This window comes from Bacillus sp. B28 (genome assembly GCF_029536185.1).
Taxonomy (GTDB): Bacteria; Bacillota; Bacilli; order Bacillales; family Bacillaceae; genus Bacillus; species Bacillus halotolerans.
This window is the reverse complement of sequence record NZ_CP120511.1, coordinates 907303-925995: the sequence shown is the minus strand read 5'-3', so window position 1 is coordinate 925995 and position 18693 is coordinate 907303. Positions and strand designations below refer to the sequence as shown.

17 protein-coding genes are annotated in these 18693 nt (G+C 47.2%); 6 read left to right on the top strand and 11 right to left on the bottom strand.

Annotated features, from left to right (window positions below; translation table 11 throughout):
- Positions 1–80: 80 nt before the first annotated feature.
- The 5 genes from P3L57_RS04395 to glvA form a co-directional block, all read right to left on the bottom strand.
- A complete protein-coding gene (locus tag P3L57_RS04395) occupies positions 81–1895 on the bottom strand; it encodes an ABC transporter ATP-binding protein (protein WP_069487594.1) in 1815 nt (604 codons plus the stop codon).
- Positions 1889–3610 (bottom strand): ABC transporter ATP-binding protein, encoded by a 1722-nt coding sequence (locus P3L57_RS04390; RefSeq protein WP_069487595.1) that lies wholly within the window; start codon positions 3608–3610, stop codon positions 1889–1891. Before P3L57_RS04390 ends, P3L57_RS04395 begins: the two co-directional genes overlap by 7 nt.
- Before the next feature lie 104 nt (positions 3611–3714).
- Complete coding sequence (malP, locus tag P3L57_RS04385) at positions 3715–5301, bottom strand: PTS maltose transporter subunit IIBC (protein WP_059291626.1); 1587 nt, start codon at positions 5299–5301, stop codon at positions 3715–3717.
- Positions 5302–5315: 14 nt separating this feature from the next.
- Positions 5316–6080, bottom strand: a complete 765-nt coding sequence (locus tag P3L57_RS04380) for a MurR/RpiR family transcriptional regulator (protein ID WP_044163676.1) — start codon at positions 6078–6080, stop codon at positions 5316–5318.
- 65 nt (positions 6081–6145) lie between these two features.
- Positions 6146–7495 (bottom strand): maltose-6'-phosphate glucosidase, encoded by a 1350-nt coding sequence (gene glvA, locus P3L57_RS04375; protein ID WP_044163674.1) that lies wholly within the window; start codon positions 7493–7495, stop codon positions 6146–6148.
- A gap of 334 nt (positions 7496–7829) precedes the next feature.
- On the opposite strand from glvA, the gene P3L57_RS04370 reads away from it, so the two are divergent.
- From P3L57_RS04370 to P3L57_RS04345, 6 genes are read left to right on the top strand one after another with little or no spacing between them, the layout of a single operon-like run.
- Positions 7830–8144 carry a WXG100 family type VII secretion target gene (locus P3L57_RS04370; RefSeq protein ID WP_024120614.1) on the top strand — a complete coding sequence of 105 codons (315 nt, stop codon included), beginning with the start codon at positions 7830–7832 and terminating at the stop codon, positions 8142–8144.
- A gap of 5 nt (positions 8145–8149) precedes the next feature.
- Positions 8150–9352 (top strand): hypothetical protein, encoded by a 1203-nt coding sequence (locus P3L57_RS04365; RefSeq protein WP_059336040.1) that lies wholly within the window; start codon positions 8150–8152, stop codon positions 9350–9352.
- 11 nt (positions 9353–9363) lie between these two features.
- Entirely contained in the window at positions 9364–10149 is a 786-nt protein-coding gene (locus P3L57_RS04360) for a hypothetical protein (protein WP_059353378.1), read from the top strand.
- A 16-nt stretch (positions 10150–10165) separates the two neighbouring features.
- Positions 10166–10720, top strand: coding sequence for a YfjD family protein (locus P3L57_RS04355; RefSeq protein ID WP_083244567.1), 555 nt, complete (start codon positions 10166–10168; stop codon positions 10718–10720).
- A 10-nt stretch (positions 10721–10730) separates the two neighbouring features.
- Positions 10731–11285, top strand: a complete 555-nt coding sequence (locus tag P3L57_RS04350) for a YfjD family protein (protein WP_255204749.1) — start codon at positions 10731–10733, stop codon at positions 11283–11285.
- Between the two features lie 50 nt (positions 11286–11335).
- Positions 11336–11665, top strand: coding sequence for a YnfA family protein (locus P3L57_RS04345; protein ID WP_081638253.1), 330 nt, complete (start codon positions 11336–11338; stop codon positions 11663–11665).
- A 36-nt stretch (positions 11666–11701) separates the two neighbouring features.
- On the opposite strand, the gene P3L57_RS04340 is transcribed toward P3L57_RS04345, so the two are convergent.
- From P3L57_RS04340 to acoA, 6 genes are all read right to left on the bottom strand, one after another.
- Complete coding sequence (locus tag P3L57_RS04340; protein WP_010333419.1) at positions 11702–11881, bottom strand: small acid-soluble spore protein H; 180 nt, start codon at positions 11879–11881, stop codon at positions 11702–11704.
- 52 nt (positions 11882–11933) lie between these two features.
- A complete protein-coding gene (gene acoR, locus P3L57_RS04335) occupies positions 11934–13751 on the bottom strand; it encodes an acetoin dehydrogenase operon transcriptional activator AcoR (protein WP_059353379.1) in 1818 nt (605 codons plus the stop codon).
- Between the two features lie 101 nt (positions 13752–13852).
- Complete coding sequence (gene lpdA, locus P3L57_RS04330; RefSeq protein WP_059336038.1) at positions 13853–15229, bottom strand: dihydrolipoyl dehydrogenase; 1377 nt, start codon at positions 15227–15229, stop codon at positions 13853–13855.
- A gap of 18 nt (positions 15230–15247) precedes the next feature.
- Entirely contained in the window at positions 15248–16444 is a 1197-nt protein-coding gene (locus tag P3L57_RS04325) for a dihydrolipoamide acetyltransferase family protein (protein ID WP_059336037.1), read from the bottom strand.
- Between the two features lie 13 nt (positions 16445–16457).
- Complete coding sequence (gene acoB / locus P3L57_RS04320) at positions 16458–17486, bottom strand: acetoin:2,6-dichlorophenolindophenol oxidoreductase subunit beta (RefSeq protein WP_059291633.1); 1029 nt, start codon at positions 17484–17486, stop codon at positions 16458–16460.
- A gap of 1 nt (position 17487) precedes the next feature.
- Positions 17488–18489: an acetoin:2,6-dichlorophenolindophenol oxidoreductase subunit alpha gene (acoA, locus tag P3L57_RS04315; RefSeq protein ID WP_059291634.1), complete on the bottom strand. Its 1002-nt coding sequence runs from the start codon at positions 18487–18489 to the stop codon at positions 17488–17490.
- Positions 18490–18693 lie beyond the last annotated feature (204 nt).

Genomic DNA, 18693 nt, shown 5'->3' with positions numbered 1-18693 from the left:
TTACATTTTACGAAATTGAAATAAAAGTACTATAAATCTGTAACAAAAAAGACCTTTGTACAGGCCAAAGGTCTTTTTCTTTATTTCTGAAATTGGCTTTCGTATAAGTCACTGTAAAATCCTTTTTGGCGTATCAGCTCATCATGGCTGCCTTTTTCAATCATTTCGCCGTCTTTTAATACGATAATCTGATCCGCTCTTTGAATGGTATTCAGCCTGTGGGCAATGATGACGCTCGTTCTCCCCTCCATTAAACGGGCAAGCGCTTCTTGGATTTTCACTTCTGTAACGGTATCAATGTTGCTTGTCGCTTCATCCAAGATGAGCAGAACCGGATCGGCCAGTACGGCTCTTGCTATGGAGATCAATTGTTTCTGTCCTTGACTGATGCCCGAGCCGTTTTGCGTCAGCACTGTATCATATCCTTTTGGCATCCGCTCAATAAAGCTGTGGGCATTCGCTGTTTTTGCAGCGGCCTCGACTTCCTGATCGGAGGCATCTAGCCTGCCGTAGCGGATATTTTCTCTGATCGTGCCTTGGAACAAGAACGAATCCTGAAGCACAAACCCCATGTTTTTTCTCAGGCTGGCCCTTGTCAGCTTTTTAATATCAATCCCGTCAATTAAAATGCTCCCCTCATTGGGCTCATAAAAACGGGCAAGCAGATTGGTAACAGTGGTTTTTCCCGCTCCCGTCGGGCCGACAAAGGCGATTGACTGTCCGGCCGGCACTGTGAATTGGAGGTGTTTCAGTGTCTGATTGTTTTCCTCGTAGCCGAAGGAAACATTTCGGAATTCAATGCTGCCTGTTTGTATCGGCTGATGCAGGGCATTCTTTTCATCCTCACGCTCCTCTTTTTCATCCAGTACGTCAAACACCCGTTCAGCGCCGGCAATAGCGGACAGCATCGTATTAAACTGATTGGCCAGATCATTTAATGGACGGGTGAACTGTCTTGAGTACTCGGCAAAGACAACGATGGTGCCGATGGATATCCAGCCTTTCAGCGCAAACAGTCCGCCGATTGCAGCAATGATCGTAAAGCTTAAATTGTTTAAAGAGTTCATCACTTTCGGGATAAAGCCGGAAATCGTCTGTGCCCAGAAGCCTGAAGTCTTGAGTGCTGCGTTTTTTTCCAGAAACTCAGCTGTAATCTGGTCTTCCCGTGAATACGCTTTGATGACCTTTGCGCCTGAAATGCTTTCTTCAATATATCCGTTCAGCTCGCCAAGATTTTTTTGCTGTTCTTTAAACAGTTTTCCCGTACGGTTTGTAATCCATTTCAGACTCACCGCCATTACCGGAATGATCGTCAGCGTGATCACAGTCAGCAGCGGACTCATATACAGCATGACGGCAATCGTTCCGACGAAGGTGATGACACTCGACAGAATTTGAATCACAGACGTATTTAAAGTGGAGCTGACATTTTCGATGTCATTGGTCACCCGGCTCATCAGTTCGCCATGCCGCTGTTTATCAAAAAACGGGATCGGCAGCTCATGCAGATGGGTGAACAGCTCGCTTCGCATTCTAAAGACAGTGCCTTGCGAAATCGTGATCATCCAATAGTTTTGAAACCATAGTGATAAAGATTGAATGAGATATATGCCAAGCAGAATGAGCAGAACGGGAATAAGCCCGCGGACCGTCTGGCCGACGATGAAATGGTCGATAGCCTTTCCGATCACAAAGGGGCCGAGGAGCCCGAATATCGCGCTGATTACGACCATCAGCATAACGAGTATGAGCAGCCCTTTTCGTTCTGCCAGGTAAGACCAGATTCGTCTCAGGGTGCCTTTTGTATCCTTTGCTTTCGCTCTTTTTTTGGCGCGTTCTTTTTTATCGATTGGGATTTTGGGATATTGGAAAGGCTTGCGGATGTCTTTCAGCACGACTCGCTCCCCTCCCTTCCGAATTGCGACTCGTAAATGCGTTTGTATAAATGTGAGTCAGAAAGCAGCTGGCTGTGTGTGCCTTTTTCTATCAGCTCTCCATCCTCGAGCAGCAAGATTTCATCAGCTTTCATGGCCGTTGTTATTTTTTGTGTAATGATTAAGGTTGTGCACTCATATGTGCTGATGGCCTCAAGCAGCTTCGCCTCCGTTTGCAGGTCAAGCGCGCTTGTGCTGTCATCCAAAAGAAGGATGGACGGTTTTCTGATCAGCGCCCTTGCAATAGAAATCCGCTGCTTTTGGCCGCCGGACAAATTGACGCCTCTTTGTCCCAGGACGGTATCATATCCCTTCGGAAGCTTCATGATCGTTTCATGGATTTGTGCGTGTTTGGCCGCTTCCATTATTTCATCAAGTGAAGCATTTTCTTTGCCCCAAGCAATATTTTCTTTGACAGTGCCTGAGAACAAGAGCACTTCCTGGGGCACAAATCCAATTTGCTTGCGAAGGCCCTCCGCCGGAAAGTCATCAATAGGCTTTTCATCTATGTAAATGCTGCCCGAATCCGGCTGATAAAGCCGCGGAATGAGCTGAAAAAGCGTCGATTTCCCTGATCCCGTCGCCCCGAGAATCGCGATCGTTTCTTTCGGCTTTGCGGAAAATGTGACATGTCGCAGCGCTTCTCTGTCCATATCCGGATATCGGAAGGACACATCCTGAAAGTCAATTCGGCCTGACAAGCGAGCTGAGAGTAATCCTTCCTCCTGCCCGTCACCTTCTGTTTCAAGCACTTCGCCGATTCTGTCGCCTGAGGCTTTTGCCCGGGTGAAAATCATAATCAAAAACGGGAACATAGAAAGCGCACCCGTAATTCGTGTCGCATAGTTAATAACCGCAACGACATCGCCGACCTGAGAACCTCCGCTTGTGATGCTGTGAGCTCCCGCCCATAAAATAAAAAGAATGCAGAGGTTCATCAGCAGCATCAGCACAGGCATCGTAAATTCTACAAGCTGAAATGCCGAGACCGTTTTTTGCATCAGCATCGTGTTTGCTTTGATAAATCTCTTGACCTCATGGCTTCCGCGCAGCAGCGCTTTAATCAGCTTGATCGCGGTTAAATTCTCCTGCATGATCGTATTCACCTGATCCAGCCGTTTCTGCACAGATCGGAACAGCGCCCCGCCCTTTTTCAGTACCCAAAGCAAAAACAAAATCAGGATCGGAATCGTCACAAGAAGAAAAAAGCCGAGCTTCACATTAACAGCGAGTGACAGCGCAATGCCGCCCACAATCATTAGCGGCGCACGCAGCATAAACCTCAGACTCATAAAAATCAGGTTTTGCACCTGTGTTACATCGTTTGTCAGCCTTGTCATATAGGATGAGGACGAAAACTGTCCAAATGTTGAATAAGAGAAGGACTGGATTTTTTGAAAAAGCCCTTTTCTCGTATCGTAGGAAAAGCTTTGGCTGACATGGGCAGCGTAAAAGGAATTCAGCATACCCGCCGCAAATGATAAAATGGTCAGACCGATCATGACCGCACCCCATATCCAAACGTGCCGCATGTCTTGCTTCATAATCCCATCGTCGATGATTTTTGCGATCAATAGAGGCTGTACCAGTTCAACCGCGAGTTCCGTCAGCATGAGAATCAGCGCAATTCCCACCAGAAGTGAGTATGGTTTCAAATATGATAAAGCCTTTGACATGTAAAAGCCTCCAAATCCCTTATACTCGATTGTCTCTTTCTTTACTTTACTATGATGGTCTTTTTGACGGCAAACGAAAACCCTCCCAAAAAGGAGGGTCTGCTTTATTGATCTAATAGTTTTTCCACACGCTCCCGCATCTGCGGCACGCTCAATCCGATAATCACCTGAAACGCCTTCCCGTTTCTGACGACGCCGTGTGCGCCAAGCGCGCGGAAGACGCTGTCGGGTTCGACCTTTTTTTCATCCTTGACGCTGACTCTGAGGCGAGTGGCGCAGTTTGTGACCTCGGTGATGTTGTCTTTTCCGCCTAACGCTTCGATGTACAATGCAGCGGTTTCATCTGCCGTTTCTGCCGCGGAGGCTGTTTCGTCCTTTTTGTTTTTTCTTTCTCTGTATTCTTGTTTCGAATACAGCTTTGTTTCCTGCTGATCGTCAATTTCCCGTCCCGGTGTGGCAATATTGAATTTGAGGATCAGAAATCGGAAGACGAAAAAATAAATTGCTGTAAATGAGAGTCCAATCAGAATTTGATACACATACGTCATACCGTGGCTGCCAAAGAGCGGAATCCAGTTCAGGGTAACCGCCTCAATTAACCCGCCCCCCATGTTTCCGACAACACCGGCCATATACATGACCGTCGACATTGTCGCGGCGAGTACGGCGTGAACCGCAAATAGGAAAGGAGAGATGAATAAGAAAGTAAACTCAATCGGCTCTGTGATGCCGGCGACGATTGCCGTGAGTGTGACAGGAATCAGCAGGCCGGCGACAAGTTTTTTCTTTTCCTTTTTGGCTGTGACATAAAACGCGAGCGCAATCCCCGGAATGCCGAAGATTTTTGAATTGCCGTGAAGCGCGAATCCGCCTTGCGGGAACAGCTCCTTCAGCGGTTTGGCGCTTTGTGAATATTCACCAAGGTGCTGCGCCCAGTACGTGACGATCCCGCCTTCCGCCACAGCCGGGCCGTAGATGAACGGCGTGTAAATAAAATGATGAAGACCGGTCGGAATCAAAATCCGTTCCAAAAATGTGTAAATCCACACGCCCACCGCCCCGGAAGCGACAAGAAAGCTTTGAAGCGACCCGATTCCCGTTTGGACCATCGGCCAGATAAAAGACACGGCCAGAGCGACCGGAATCATAATGAAGAAGGAAATCATGACGATATACGTGGAGCCTTGAAAGATGCCGAGAAAATCAGGCAGTTTTTTATCAAAATAGCGGTTATGCAAAAATACGACAATGGAAGAAATAAAGATTGCCCCGATAATGTTGGTATCAAGCGTTTTAATGCCGGCAATCATCGTTAATCCGCTCGTTCCGCCGACCTCTTGATTCATATCGACGCCAAAGGCGCCTCCCCAGACTGTCAGGATCGAGCTGACAAAATAATTAAACGTTAAATAAACCGTAAGCGCTTCCAAACAAGCGCGCGCCTGAGCTTTTTTCGCCAAAGCGACTGGAATGCCGATGGCGAATAAAAGCGGCATTTGATTAAACACCGTCCAGCCGCCTTGCTCAATGATATACCAGCACTGATACCAAAACCCGTCAGGATCAGCGAGCGGCCCCATCAGGGTTTCGTTTTTGAAAAGCGTGCTGACACCCACGATAATGCCGGCGAACGCAAATAATAATACAGGCACAAACATCGCGCTTCCAAAGCGCTGGACTTTTTGCATCATACCAAAACCCCCTGCTACTCAATGTCGTTTTTTTCAGCTTCTTTGTAATCAACATATGCGCGGAACAATGCTTCGCCAACGAGAAAAAACGGCGCAAAAGCGACAATTTCTTTTTTATCACTCAATGTCACGGGCTTGCTTGTCGCATAAAGATTATGCGGTGTGAGCTGGGCGAGGACATTGTTTTTCAAATTCGTAATGGAAATAAAGGGAACCCCCTTTGCGGAAAGCATCCTTGCCTGCGGAATCAGCTCAGGCGTTTCTCCGGACAGCGAAATGATGATAAACAGATCATTCACCTTAAAATCATCCTGCATCTGGTCAAATTCATTACTGCCCTCAATCAAAATCAGATACTTATTGAGAGGGATAAACATTCTTTGCAAATCATGGGCGCATATCTTTTGCGCCGTTCCGGACCCGTACACGAAAATGCGGTCCGCTTCATCAATCAGCTGGCACATGTCCGTCATGTCCTTTGTCCTTATAAATTTCAAATTTGCTTCAATATCATCCAACAGCTTTTGAAAACTCATACTCTCGCCTTCTTCCGGCTGATCTTCCCACTTCAAAAAAACGCGAAATTCACTGTAGCCGCTGAAACCGAGCTTTTGGGCAAGACGCAAAATCGAGGAACGCGATACGCTGCATGCTTTCGCAAGGGCATCGATTCCAAGACGATAGCACGTGTTCTTGTGATTCAATATATATTTCAAAATATGAAAATCATTGTCATTTAATTTACTGTAATGCTGATTAATCAGTTCTTCGAGCTGCATATCAGATCCCCCCATTTTCTTTCTATTATATACAATATAGATTTCGAAAATGGGGGATTTTTCAGTTATGAGATACGGCTCGGGCTTTGATCAAGCTCAGGCCAGAAATCTTTGTTGGCCTCCAATAAATCTTCGAGAATAAGCCTTGCCACACGGGCGTTCGGCACTGTTTTTGAGAGAATGAGCGCCTGCCATAGCTTTTGGAAGGATTTTTCCGTCCATGCCTCAACTGTCAATTTCTCAACTGATACCTGCTGTTCCATCAGTCCTTTTTGGAACTGCGGAATGTTTCCGACTGTGATCGGTTCAGGCCCGTTTGAGCCGACGATACACGGCACCTCTACCATTGCTGTCGGGTCAAAGTTTGCGATTGCCCCGTTATTTTCAACAATTAAAAGCATTCTTTCACCTGTATTGTAGGCAATGGCGCGGGCAAGATCGACGATATATGACGCGTGATCGTCTATTTTGATTTCGCTGTTTTTAGAGGACTGCTCGCGTGCAATCATGTCGCATTGGCTGAAAATAAAGGCTTCGCGTCCTTCCATGACTTCGTTTGCCCGCGTATGGTTCGGATTTGATTTTTTCACCATGTCATCCGGGAACAGATAATATTGTAAATACGTATTCGGTAATGTGTCCGGATCGGCGGCCTGCACGTCACGCGCTTTTGCGAACGTGTCATTCCAGCTCGCCTCCACCGCCTCGGACTCTGCGTTCGGAATATACCCGTACTGAGACACATGTTCCTTCAGCTTCGGCATTAAATCATTGCCCTCTTGATCCTGAATGGATGTCCACCAGCCGAAATGATTTAATCCATAATACCGGACCTTCATTTCTTTTCTTGAGGACAGGCCGAGAATTTGCGCCATACGGTCTTCGATACCGACCGGCATATCACAGATGTTGAGGATTTTTGAGTTCGGTCTGAGGCGTCTCGTTGCTTCCGCCACAATCGCCGCCGGGTTGGAGTAATTCAGCATCCACGCATCTGGCGAGTATGTTTCCATGTAATCTAATATTTCAAGCACGCCCCCAATTGAACGCATACCGTATGCGATACCGCCCGGTCCGCACGTCTCCTGGCCCACAACTCCGTACTTCAGCGGAATTTGCTCATCAAGCGCACGCATTGCGTATTTCCCTACCCTGATGTGTGCCATGACAAAATCAACGTCTGTAAAAGCTTCTTCCGGGTCAGTCGTCGCTGTAAATTCAATTTCGGGTGCTTTTTCTCTGATAAAAACGTCACAGGCCCCCGCGATCCGCTCCTGTCTTTCCTTATCATTGTCATACAGCTTCAGCTTTCTGATCGGAAACTCATCCAAATGGTCTAAGAGCATCAGAACAATCCCGGGAGTAAATGTGCTCCCTCCGCCCGCTATTACGATTGAGAATGATTTTTTCTTCATATGACGACCTCCTTGATAACGTTTACATTTTATTTATATCATGTGACAGCTTGTCTCGTAATGCTTTTGGCGCACTTAGATCATTTGATCAGTTTTAGTTTTTTTTCCCATTGAGCGGGAAATTTCTCACTTATCTATCAGTTCAACAATTTGATTTTTTTACCTTTTTTGTAATCTCAAAGTCTCATCATCTGTGAAATTTGAGTGAATATACGCCCTTCCAATTCTTATGAAAAGGTTCTTTTGTACGATTCGGATACATGCCGAATTATTTATAATCATTTATATAAAACATCCATTTGTGCGTTAATTTAGGAAAGGCAGGGGACAAAAGTTGGACTCACATAAAGTCATCGAGCTTGCAAATCAGTACAGTGCAGCCGCAGAAGAGGTCAGAAGCTCAAAAATGCTCCTTGACTCCCGCTTATCTGCATTGGGCGATGCTTGGCAGGGAAAAGCAAGAGACACATTCGACCAGGATTTCGAGGAAACAAAAGCCGCCTACGATCAGTTCGAACAGGAGCTGCTTGAAACAAGCCAGGAACTTAAGGCAGCTGCCGTAAAAATAGAAGAACGAAAAGCTGAGATTGCCAGAATGGAAGAATTAGAAAGAAAAGCAAGAGAGGAAAGACATAAACTCGAGAGGTGAATAGCGTGTCAGGAAACATTGCAGTTGATCCGGATAAGCTTGAACAGCTGGCAAATGATGTGGTCACAGAATTAACTGATATGGAAAACAAATATAAGGATTTACATATGGAGCTGGGACAGCTGATTTTACAATGCGATCCCCGCTACAGCAGCTGTTTTTCGGGGGTTGGGGATGCTTGGAGCTCAGGAAAAGCACTCGTCAGCAAGCTGAGTGACAATGAGATATTCATCAGAAAAACGAGCGACAAATTTGTTGAGCAAGACAATATTTTACGAAAGCTTTATAACGCTTACGACAAATATGGAACGATGACAAGCTTAACCGCCTTGATGCTGACCCAGGGAAAATACTACGGATTAGGGCTTACAAAGTTTGTGAAACAGCCAAGCGGCTTACATACTGCACGGCATTCAAAGCTTCTATTGGACATTTCCAGAGCAGTAGACAGCTCCCGTTATCAAAAAGCAGCCAGAGTGCTTTTGAACCCAAAATATCTGTTTAAAAAGACAAACCGGCCATTTTCTGATTTGGTACATAAAAAGTTTACAAAATACTTTCCGCAGGACACGGTGGATTTTTCAAACAGCGTAAGGAGCTATACAAGAGGATTTGTTAATGAAGCCGGCGTACGCTCAACACTGAAGGATGTCGGAAAAACAGGTTTGAAATTCGCAAAAGGAAATGCCATTACAGCGACACTGATAACCGGAGCGACAGAAACGTTTGGAGCAGGCTTAAAGATCGCCGAAAATTACGCGAAATACGAAGACAAACCCGAAGTGCTCAAACGAGAAAATGCAAAAGCTGTTGGCAATGCAGTGAATAACACGATTTTTGTCGCTGGCGGCGCAACGGCAGGCGCTGTAATAGGAGGGGCGATCGGAAGTTTTGCAGGCCCTGTTGGTACTGTCCTCCTTGGCGCAGCTGGCTCTTATGTTGGCGGAGTGGCAGGAGAACAAATTGCCAAATTTACGGCAGGTTTCGCCGAAAAGACAGCCTTAAAGCTGAAAGAACCGATTCATGCTGTTGTTAATACTGCCAAAAAAGGGCTGGAAGCGGCCGGCAAAGTTGTAGAATCAGTGAATGACGGCATAGATGCGGCTAATAAAACAATTCATAAAGGAATGGCCAAAGCAAAGAAAACGGCGGACTCGCTCATACACGGCGCAACTCATTTCCTTAAAGGCAAACTTTCATTCGGATAGGAGAATAAATCATGAATCAGTTTACGATCAGCTTAGAAGAGCTCATATTTTGTTTTTACAGCGAAGGCTTTTTTGAACAGGGCATGTCACTGAAGCAAGCCTATTTCCCTGAAATAGAGGATGAGCAGCTCGGATTTTTATTTGAAGCGGCCTGCCGTTCGCTTTTGGCGAAGGATGCTGCTGAATATCGGAATCATCAATACAGGTTAAAGGACGAGTACTGCCCGTTTATCCACGTATTAAATGACGCGGACTATACAGTGAAGCTTTCCAAGTTTGACGAGCAAGGCAGCGAACGGAATGTTTCCTGCCATGTTTCAAAATTCGGCACCTACTCCCATGAGCTTCTTTTTGATGAGCAAGTACATAGCATAAAAAAAATGGAATCAAGTGACGGATTACTTACAAAAACAGCTGAGTTTTTAAATATAATAGATACCGAGGATAAAAGCGAATCTATCCTGACTTTGACATCAAAAGAATTTGAAGCACTTCTGGAAGGTGCTTCCGAGACTCCCTCATACCTGAAGGAATTCCTTGGAAAGCACGACTACCAAGAGGACATTACCCGGTTTATAAATGATTTGTCATTACGTAAAGGAAAGATGGATACGCTGATGCGCCTGTCTTACGATAAAGATAACGCACCGGAAGTGGATGACATGGCTTTTATCCTGCCCGGCACCCGCCATACTTGGCTTGTAACGGGTATCACCCAGAATGAATTTACTGTCATGGCTGCTCATAAGGATGTTGTAAATCAAATCATTTCAAAACCGAACGAGAATCTGAATTGATAAAAGGAGAAGAGCATTGGAAAATCAAGTAGTCGAAGTCAAAAGCAGAATGTTCCTGAGAATATGGGCTTTTGTCGGATCTGCCGGTATGGGGCTTGCTTGTTTATGGCTGTTTTATATGGGGATTACCTTTCAAACGAAATATTATCTCCTAGCCATTCCAGCAGGTTTTCTATTCACCTTGTTTTGTTTATATTTATTTATCATCTTTTTTCCTGCCTTTACCCCTAGGGGAAATATCATCTTCCGTATTAAAACCGGAAAAGATGGTGAGATATTCACTGACAAAGCAGCTGTGAAATTTGCCGATATCAAGAAAATTGAAATGAATCGCAATAAATACCGCTTAAAAGGGATTTTTCAGGAAGATGTCATAATTCAAACAACTGACCACAAGACGATTCGCATTCCTACTTGGAATATCATTCCGAACCCTTTGTTTTTTGAAGCGGTTGAACGTTATATTGTCCCACATATGAATAATGAAGCGAAAACGAATTGGATCGGTCAGTTTACAGAGATTCAGCGCAATGTGTATTTAAAAGAATTTGAGAATCATCCGAAGCTTTAGGAGCAGCACATTGGAATCACATGATATCGAAGTCAAAAGCAGAATGTTTTTCAGAATATGGCTGTTTCTCGCAACAGGCGGCGCCGTGATTGCAGGCGTGTGGCTGGTGTCAGAAGCCATTACGTTCGAATCCAAGTACTCTCTGCTTTATTTGGGCGGCGGATTGATGGCGGTTGTCTATGGCTTGATCACATTTTCTATGGTTTTACCAGCGTTCACAAGCCGAGGACATGTTATTTTTCGTATCAAACAAGGGCCTGATGGGAAGATTTTCACAAAAAAACGCAGCGTGCCTTTTACTGAAATCAAGCGCATTTATATGGGGCGCCATCAATACAGTTTGAAAGGGATTTTTTTTGAGGATATTATCATTGAGAGGAATGACGGCAAGATCGTTCGCATTCCGACTTGGAACATCATAGCTAATCCATTATTTTTCGAAGCGGTTGAACGCTATATGCTGCCCCATATGACGGAAGAGGCGAAAAACAATTGGATCAGCCAGTTTACGGAGATTCAGCGCAGTGTGTATTTGAAGGAATTTGAAGAGAATCCGAAGCTTTAACGCGTCTCGCTCCTTTATAATGAAATACAACTGCAGTTTGAGGGGTGTGCGTGATGCTGATGACCATTCTTTTATTTCTCGCGGCGGGACTTGCTGAAATTGGCGGAGGCTATTTGATTTGGCTGTGGCTGAGAGAAGCGAAGCCCGTCGGATACGGGGCAGCCGGGGCACTGATATTGATTGTGTACGGCATTCTCCCGACGTTTCAATCCTTCCCTTCCTTCGGCCGTGTATACGCCGCTTATGGAGGAGTGTTCATCGTACTAGCTGTCTTTTGGGGGTGGCTTGTCGATCGGAAAACTCCTGATCTGTATGACTGGATCGGCGCACTGATTTGTCTGATCGGCGTTTGTGTGATCTTATTTGCGCCGCGAGCATAACAAAATGGCCTGCTTATGAAAGCGGGCCATGTTTGTTTAATCCTCTTTTAAGTTGTTCAGCAGCACTTCATGCTCCTGCTGCGGTTCGTCCAGCGGATAAATTCTTGCTGTTCCGGTTTCTTCATTCACATGCTGAATGTAAATCGGAACTCCGTTATACGTTACTTTCTTCATATCCGGTGATTCCACGATTTCTTTCGCTCTCTGTATATTCATCTCAACACCCTCCTTCACCCATAACGTTTCCATTTCTTGAAAGAAGTATGCTTTATGATCCAGCGGTCATATTAAATTTTTTCAATCGTTTGTAGAAAGTGCTGCGCGGAATGCCGCTGATTTTCGCAGCTTGGGAGACGTTTCCTTTTGCCGTTTCAAGCGCATTGATGAGGATATCTTTTTGAATTTGCTCACGGAGATTAAGCCCCTTTGTTTCAGCCTCCTTTTCTTTTACGGGGCCGATCGGCAAGCCCGACGCTTCGAGCAATAAGGAAAGCGGCTCGTCACTCAGCCGTCCGTCCGGAAACCTGATGGAAAGGCGTTCAAAGACATTAAACAGCTCGCGAATATTCCCCGGCCACTTCCATTGCTTCAGTACGTCCAAAAAGGCAGGCGGAAGCTCTCCCGGCCATCCATTTTTCTGTGTGTAGTACGCAAAGAGGGTCTCAATATCTTCGAGACGGTTCCGCAGCGGAGGAAGCTGAATCGGGTAGACATGAAGGCGGTAAAACAGGTCCTCTCTGATTTTTCCGCTTTCTGCGAGTTCACGCAAATCACAATGTGTGGCAGCAATCACTCTGATATCAACCGGAATTTCTTTTGTCCCGCCGACCGGCGTAATCTTGCGTTCCTGAAGCACCCGTAAAAGCGCCACCTGCATCGAGTGGGAAATTTCTCCGATTTCATCTAGAAATAAGGTGCCGTGATGTGCTTTTTGGAAGGCGCCCTTGTAGCCATCTCGTTTCGCTCCTGTAAAAGCCCCTTCTGCATAGCCGAACAGCTCGCTTTCGATTAAATCCGACGGGATCGCTCCGCAATTCACGGCTACAAACGGGCCGTGCTTACGGTCGCTGTTTTCATGAAGCGCGCGGGCCGCGACTTCCTTGCCCGTGCCGGTTTCACCCGACAGGCAAACTGTCGCATCAGCCGCGGCCGCTCGTTCAAGGCTTTTGAGCATCGCTTGCGATTGCCTGCTTTGTCCGAGGACTCCATTGAATCGAAAGGCCGGCTTTTTCTTTTGTTCCGATAAATAAAAACAAGTGGCGCTGTTCCCCATGGTGACCGCTTTTTCGATCGTAAAACCTCTTTCCTTCAACTCATAAAGATGCCGGCCTTGCCAATCCGGTATTGACGTTCGTATCGGCAGGCTTGCGCCGATGATGTGCTGCTTGGCATTGCAAAGCACGATCGGCACACGGGACGCTGCCCTATCGGCAAAGCGGCTGAGCAGTTCAAGCTCTTTCTCCCTGCTTTTGGCTGCCAATTCCCTTTCCGCGGCAAAGGCAATGGCCGCGGAAATGCCGAGCATATTTGGCTGTGCGTGCGCTGCCGGGCAAGAGATATCAATCACCCCCGCAAGACTGCCGTCCTCATAATGAATTGGTGCTGCTGAGCAATTCCAGTGATGGGAGGCGACAGAATAATGCTCTGATCCTTGAATGACAACCGGCTCGCTAATGTGAAGCGCCGTTCCAATTGCATTTGTGCCAACCGCCGTTTCTGTCCAGCACGCGCCTTCGACAAAGTTAATGCGTTTGGCTTCATGCAGCGCGCGGCGATGGCCGTCAAGCGCCAGCACCACGCCGTCCGCATCAATTAATAGCGCCATCATTTCCATTTCTTTTATTGCGGGCAGCAGTTTTTCCAGATAAGGCATTGCGGTCGACAGAAAGAATGAATGCTTGTTTGACTGCTGATCCAGTTCCGTTTGCTGCAAAACCTTCGGGCCTTTTTCTAAATAGGGGTTAACCTCAGCCTTTCTGCAGCGGTGCCAGGATTCGGCTATCCTTTTTCTTATTCGGGCTTCGTCCAGCACGCCGTCTTTCACAAAACGTTTCCAGGTTTGCAAATCGTTCGGGATCGAATTCATTCCTTGATCGTTCCTCCCTTACACGCCGTTTTCATCTATTGTAGGGGAAAAATAAAGCGCTTTCAACATAAAAAAGCCGGCGCATTCGCCAGCTTTTCTTGTTATGCATGCACCGCAAGCCCAATCGTGCTTAACAATGCTTCGTGCAGCGTTTCCGACAGTGTCGGATGGGCCGCGATAAAATGCTCTGCCATATCCGCCGTCATTTCTCCGTTCATGATGGCAGCCGCCTGGCCGATAAGCTCGGTCACATCCGGTCCGATCATTGAGACTCCGACGATTTCGCCGAACTCCGGTTCCGCCACGATCTTGACCTTTCCTTCCGCTTGGTGTTTGATGAGCGCCTTCCCGTTTGCGGAAAAAGGAAATTCACCAATCTGTACATCTCCGTAAACGTGTCTTGCCTGTTTTTCCGTCAATCCGATACATGCGATTTCCGGCGATGTGTAAATACATCGGGGCACGTTTTTTTCATTCATTTTGACGTCGCGTCCTGAAGCGTGTGAAGCAGCGATGATCCCTTCATGGAAAGCAGCATGGGCCAGCTGAATGCCACCGATCGCGTCCCCGCATGCGTAGATATGAGGAACATTGGTCTGCATCTGCTCATTTACGGGAATACCTTTTTGGGAAAAATCAATTCCCGCCTGGTCAAGCTGTAATCCATCCAGACGAGGTTTTCTGCCGATCGCCACCAGCACATAATCGGCCTTTGTCTTAAACTCACGCTGTCCGCTTTTCCATATCGCCGTTTTGGCTGCTTGATCAACACGCTCTAACCGGGAGGAGGTGTGAACTTCAACTCCGTCTTCCTCAAGCTTTTCCTGAAAGAGACGGGCGATATCCTCGTCCTCTGCCGGGATCAGCTGGCCGGCCGTTTCAATGATCGTCACCTTCGATCCAAGTCTGGCGAACAATCCGGCATACTCGCAGCCGATCACACCGCCGCCGACAATCACAAGCGAACCGGGAATTTCAGAAAGGCCGAGTGCATCTTTGCTGTCGATCACCCATTTGCCGTCAAACGGGGCAAAGGGCAGCTGGATCGGCTCTGATCCGGAAGCAATCAATATTTGTTCAGCCTCTCTGATTTCTTTTCCGTTCTCCCCTTCGATCAAGAGCTTCTTGTCAGAAAGAAAGGAGGCCTCCCCCTTCACGACTTGTATTTGATTTTTTTTCATTAAGTACTGTACGCCTTGGACAAGCTGGCTGACAACCTGCTGTTTTCGGCTCTGCATTTTGTCCCAATCAACCGATATTGCACCGTGCGGAAGCTCAATTCCGAAGCGCCCGGCATGTTTAATTTTATCGAGCACATTTGCGCTTTCTAACAAAGACTTCGTCGGAATGCAGCCTTCATTCAAACAGGTTCCTCCAAGCGAGCCTTTGTCAATGAGCAGCACCTTTTTTCCCTGCTGTGACGCTGAGACTGCTGCCGCATAGCCTGCTGGTCCCCCTCCGATAATGGCTAATGTCATGTCGTTTCACCTGCTTTTCTATAAAATTAACGCTGCCGGTTCCTCCAAATATGTTTTGATCGCCTTCAGAAATTCAGCTGCCGGAGCGCCGTCACAGGTTCTGTGATCAAACGTCAGGCTGAGCGGCAGTATCGTACCTCTGACAATCTCCTCTCCTTGAAAAACCGGTGTGTCATAGCTTGCTCCGATGCCAAGAATGCCTGTTTCGGGCGGATTTAATATCGGTGTAAAATGCTCCACGCCGGATGCGCCAAGGTTTGTGACTGAGAAGGTCGAGCCTTGCAATTCTTCGCTCCCCGCACGTCCCTCGCGTGCTTTTTTGGCGTTTTCTGAAATGGTTTTGGCCAGCTCAATCAGCGGCAGTTTTTCAGCATGACGAATGACAGGGACAACCAACCCTTTTTCAAGAGCAACAGCCATTCCGAGATGAACATGAGGATGTGTGATAATGCGCTCATTTTTGTAGAAGCTGTTCAGCATAGGGTGTGATTGGAGAGCGAGCACCGCAGCTCTTGAGACAAAATGAGTGATCGTCAATTTCGTGCCGTGCCGTTCCTCCGCTGTCGGCGAAAGCTGTTTTTGAAGAGCTGCCAGCTTAGTGATATCAGCCTTCATTGTAATCGTCAGCTGGGCGCTGTTTGCCAAGCTTTCCTGCATTCTGGACGCGATCACTTTTCTCATGCCTGTAACTGGCGTTTCCTGCGCCTTTTGTTCGGAAACTGGCTCAGCCTGTTCCCTTTTTTGTTCAGAAAGCGCCTTTGTGACATCATCCTTTACGATTCGTCCGCCCGGTCCCGTGCCTTTCAGATTTTTCAGGTCTAACCCTGCTTTTTCCGCTATTTTTCTGGCGACTGGAGAAATTTTCAGTCTGTCTTTTTTAGTGTTTGCGGGTTTGTTCTCCTGTTTAGGAGGCGGGGGATTGGCTTGCCTGCTAGCTTCAGCGGCTGGCTCTTTCGCCTCTTCCTGTACCGATTCATTAGCGTCCCCGATGTAGCAAATGGCCGTACCGGGCGGAACCTCTTCCCCTTCTTTCACCTTAATATCAATCAGCGTGCCCTTTTCAGGCGCTTCGATGTCCATTTCAATTTTCTCCGACTGAATGCTGGCGATGCTTTCTCCCTTTTCAACCGGATCTCCCACTTTTTTGTTCCAAATCGATACTTCTCCTTGTTTCATGGCCATTCCCAACTTTGGCATCACTACTTTGACCGCCATATGTGTCCCCCCTTTAATTCACTGCCGGCTCGCCAAGCAATTCAAGCGTGACGCTGACGATTTTATCTGGTGTCGGCAAATATTGGTCTTCAAGCACTGGCGAAAACGGCACAGGTGTGTGCGGCGCTGTAATCCGCTTAATCGGCGCATCCAGCAGATCAAAGCCTTTGTCGGCCACAATCGCGGCTATATCTGTGGCTATGCTGCATCGCGGATTGGCTTCGTCAATGATGATCAGCCGGTTTGTTTTTTCTAGCGATGTGAAAATTGCTTCCTCATCCAGAGGAGACAGACTGCGCGGATCAAGAACTTCGGCTTCAATGCCTTTTTCTGATAATTGTGCTGCCGCTTCGAGTGCGGTATTGACCTGCTTGCCGATCGCAAACAGCGTAATGTCGCCGCCCTCGCGTTTGATGTCCGCTTTTCCGAGCGGGATTGTATAATACTCTTCCGGCACTTCCCCTTTCATGTTGTAGGACGTTTTGTCTTCAAAAAAGAACACCGGATCGTTGTCTTCGATCGCCGCAAGCAGCAGACCTTTGGCATCATACGGATTCGACGGAACAACCGTCTTCAGCCCCGGAATGCTTGTGAAAAGGCCGTACAGCGTCTGGGAGTGCTGTGCCGCAGCCCGGAAACCCGCTCCGTATGTGGTGCGGACGGTAATCGGCACTTGCGCTTTTCCGCCGAACATATAGCGGAATTTTGCCCCTTGGTTAATGACCTGGTCAAAGCACGTGCCGATGAAATCGTTAAACATCAGTTCCGCAATCGGTCTCAGCCCTGTTGATGCCGCAGCCATAGCGGCGCCCATATAGCCCGCTTCAGAAATGGGCGTATCCAGCACCCTGCTCCGTCCAAATTCCTGAACGAGCCCTTTTGTGACGCCTAATACGCCGCCCCATGCTTCGTCATCCTGCAAATGATCGACTGCCGCTCCTCCGGCTACATCCTCACCGATCAACAGCACATTTTCATCTCTTCTCATCGCAAGCTTCATTGCTTCATTGATCGCGTCTGACATACTTATGACTCTCGCCATCTTACATTCCTCCTTTTTCGTATGAGACATATACATCTGCCAGCAGCTCTGATTCTTTCGGATATGGGCTGTCTTCGCTGAACGAGACGGCTTTTTCAATCGATTCTTTGACGCTTTGTTCAATGTCTGCCAGTTTTTTTTCATCCGCCTCTTTTAACAGATAGTTTTTAAAGCCTTGTATGGCATCCTTTTCTTCAAGGTGCTCAGCTCTTTCATCCTTTGTTTTATAGGTTTGGGCATCTCCTTCGAAATGGCCGTAGTTTCTGTAAGTCATGCATTCAATCAAGGATGGGCCTCCGCCGTTTCTTGCTCGTTCAATCGCTTCCTCTGCTGCCTGATAAACTGCTAAAATATCTTTTCCGTCCACGGTTACTCCCGGCATGTTATAGGCAGCTGCCCGATCAGCGATTGAATCACAGGCTGACGCGTACTCAAATGGGGTAGCTTCACCATAGCCGTTGTTTTCAGCAACAAACACGACAGGAAGGTTCCATACAGCCGCTAGATTCAGTCCTTCGTGGAAGGTGCCTTGGTTATTTGCTCCGTCTCCGAAAAAGCAAACGCTTACATTATTGGTCTGTTTATATTTAGCCGTGAGCGCTGACCCGCATGCGAGCGTAAAACCGCCCCCGACGATTCCATTTGCCCCTAACATGCCCTTATCGAGATCGGCAATGTGCATCGACCCGCCCTTGCCTTTACAAAGCCCGGTCGCTTTCCCGAAAATTTCAGCCATCATGCCATCCAGATCACAGCCCTTGGCGATACAATGCCCATGCCCTCTATGTGTGCTTGTAATGCTGTCGCCATCATCTAAGTGAGCGCACACGCCTACAGCTACCGCTTCTTCACCGGCATACAAATGGACGAATCCGGGAAGCACTCCCTCTGCGAACAGTTCATGCACTTTGTCCTCAAAGCCCCTGATTTCCAGCATCTTTTGGTACATCCACAGCGCTTTTTCCTCAGTTAATGACAAGCCTTCTCGTTTTAACAGTTCCATTGTGTGTGCCTCCTTCTATTTAGGGTTCACCTTAATGAATGCAAGAAGTGTGCCAGCTATTGGATGCCCGTAAAATCAGTCTTTTATGTTGATACCATGAGACAGTTTGAGACAGGTGTCTCATTTTGTCTCGATATGAAACCATGTGTCTCGTTTTATTCCAAATCAAAAAGACCGGGCACCTGCCTGGTCTTTTGACGTCGA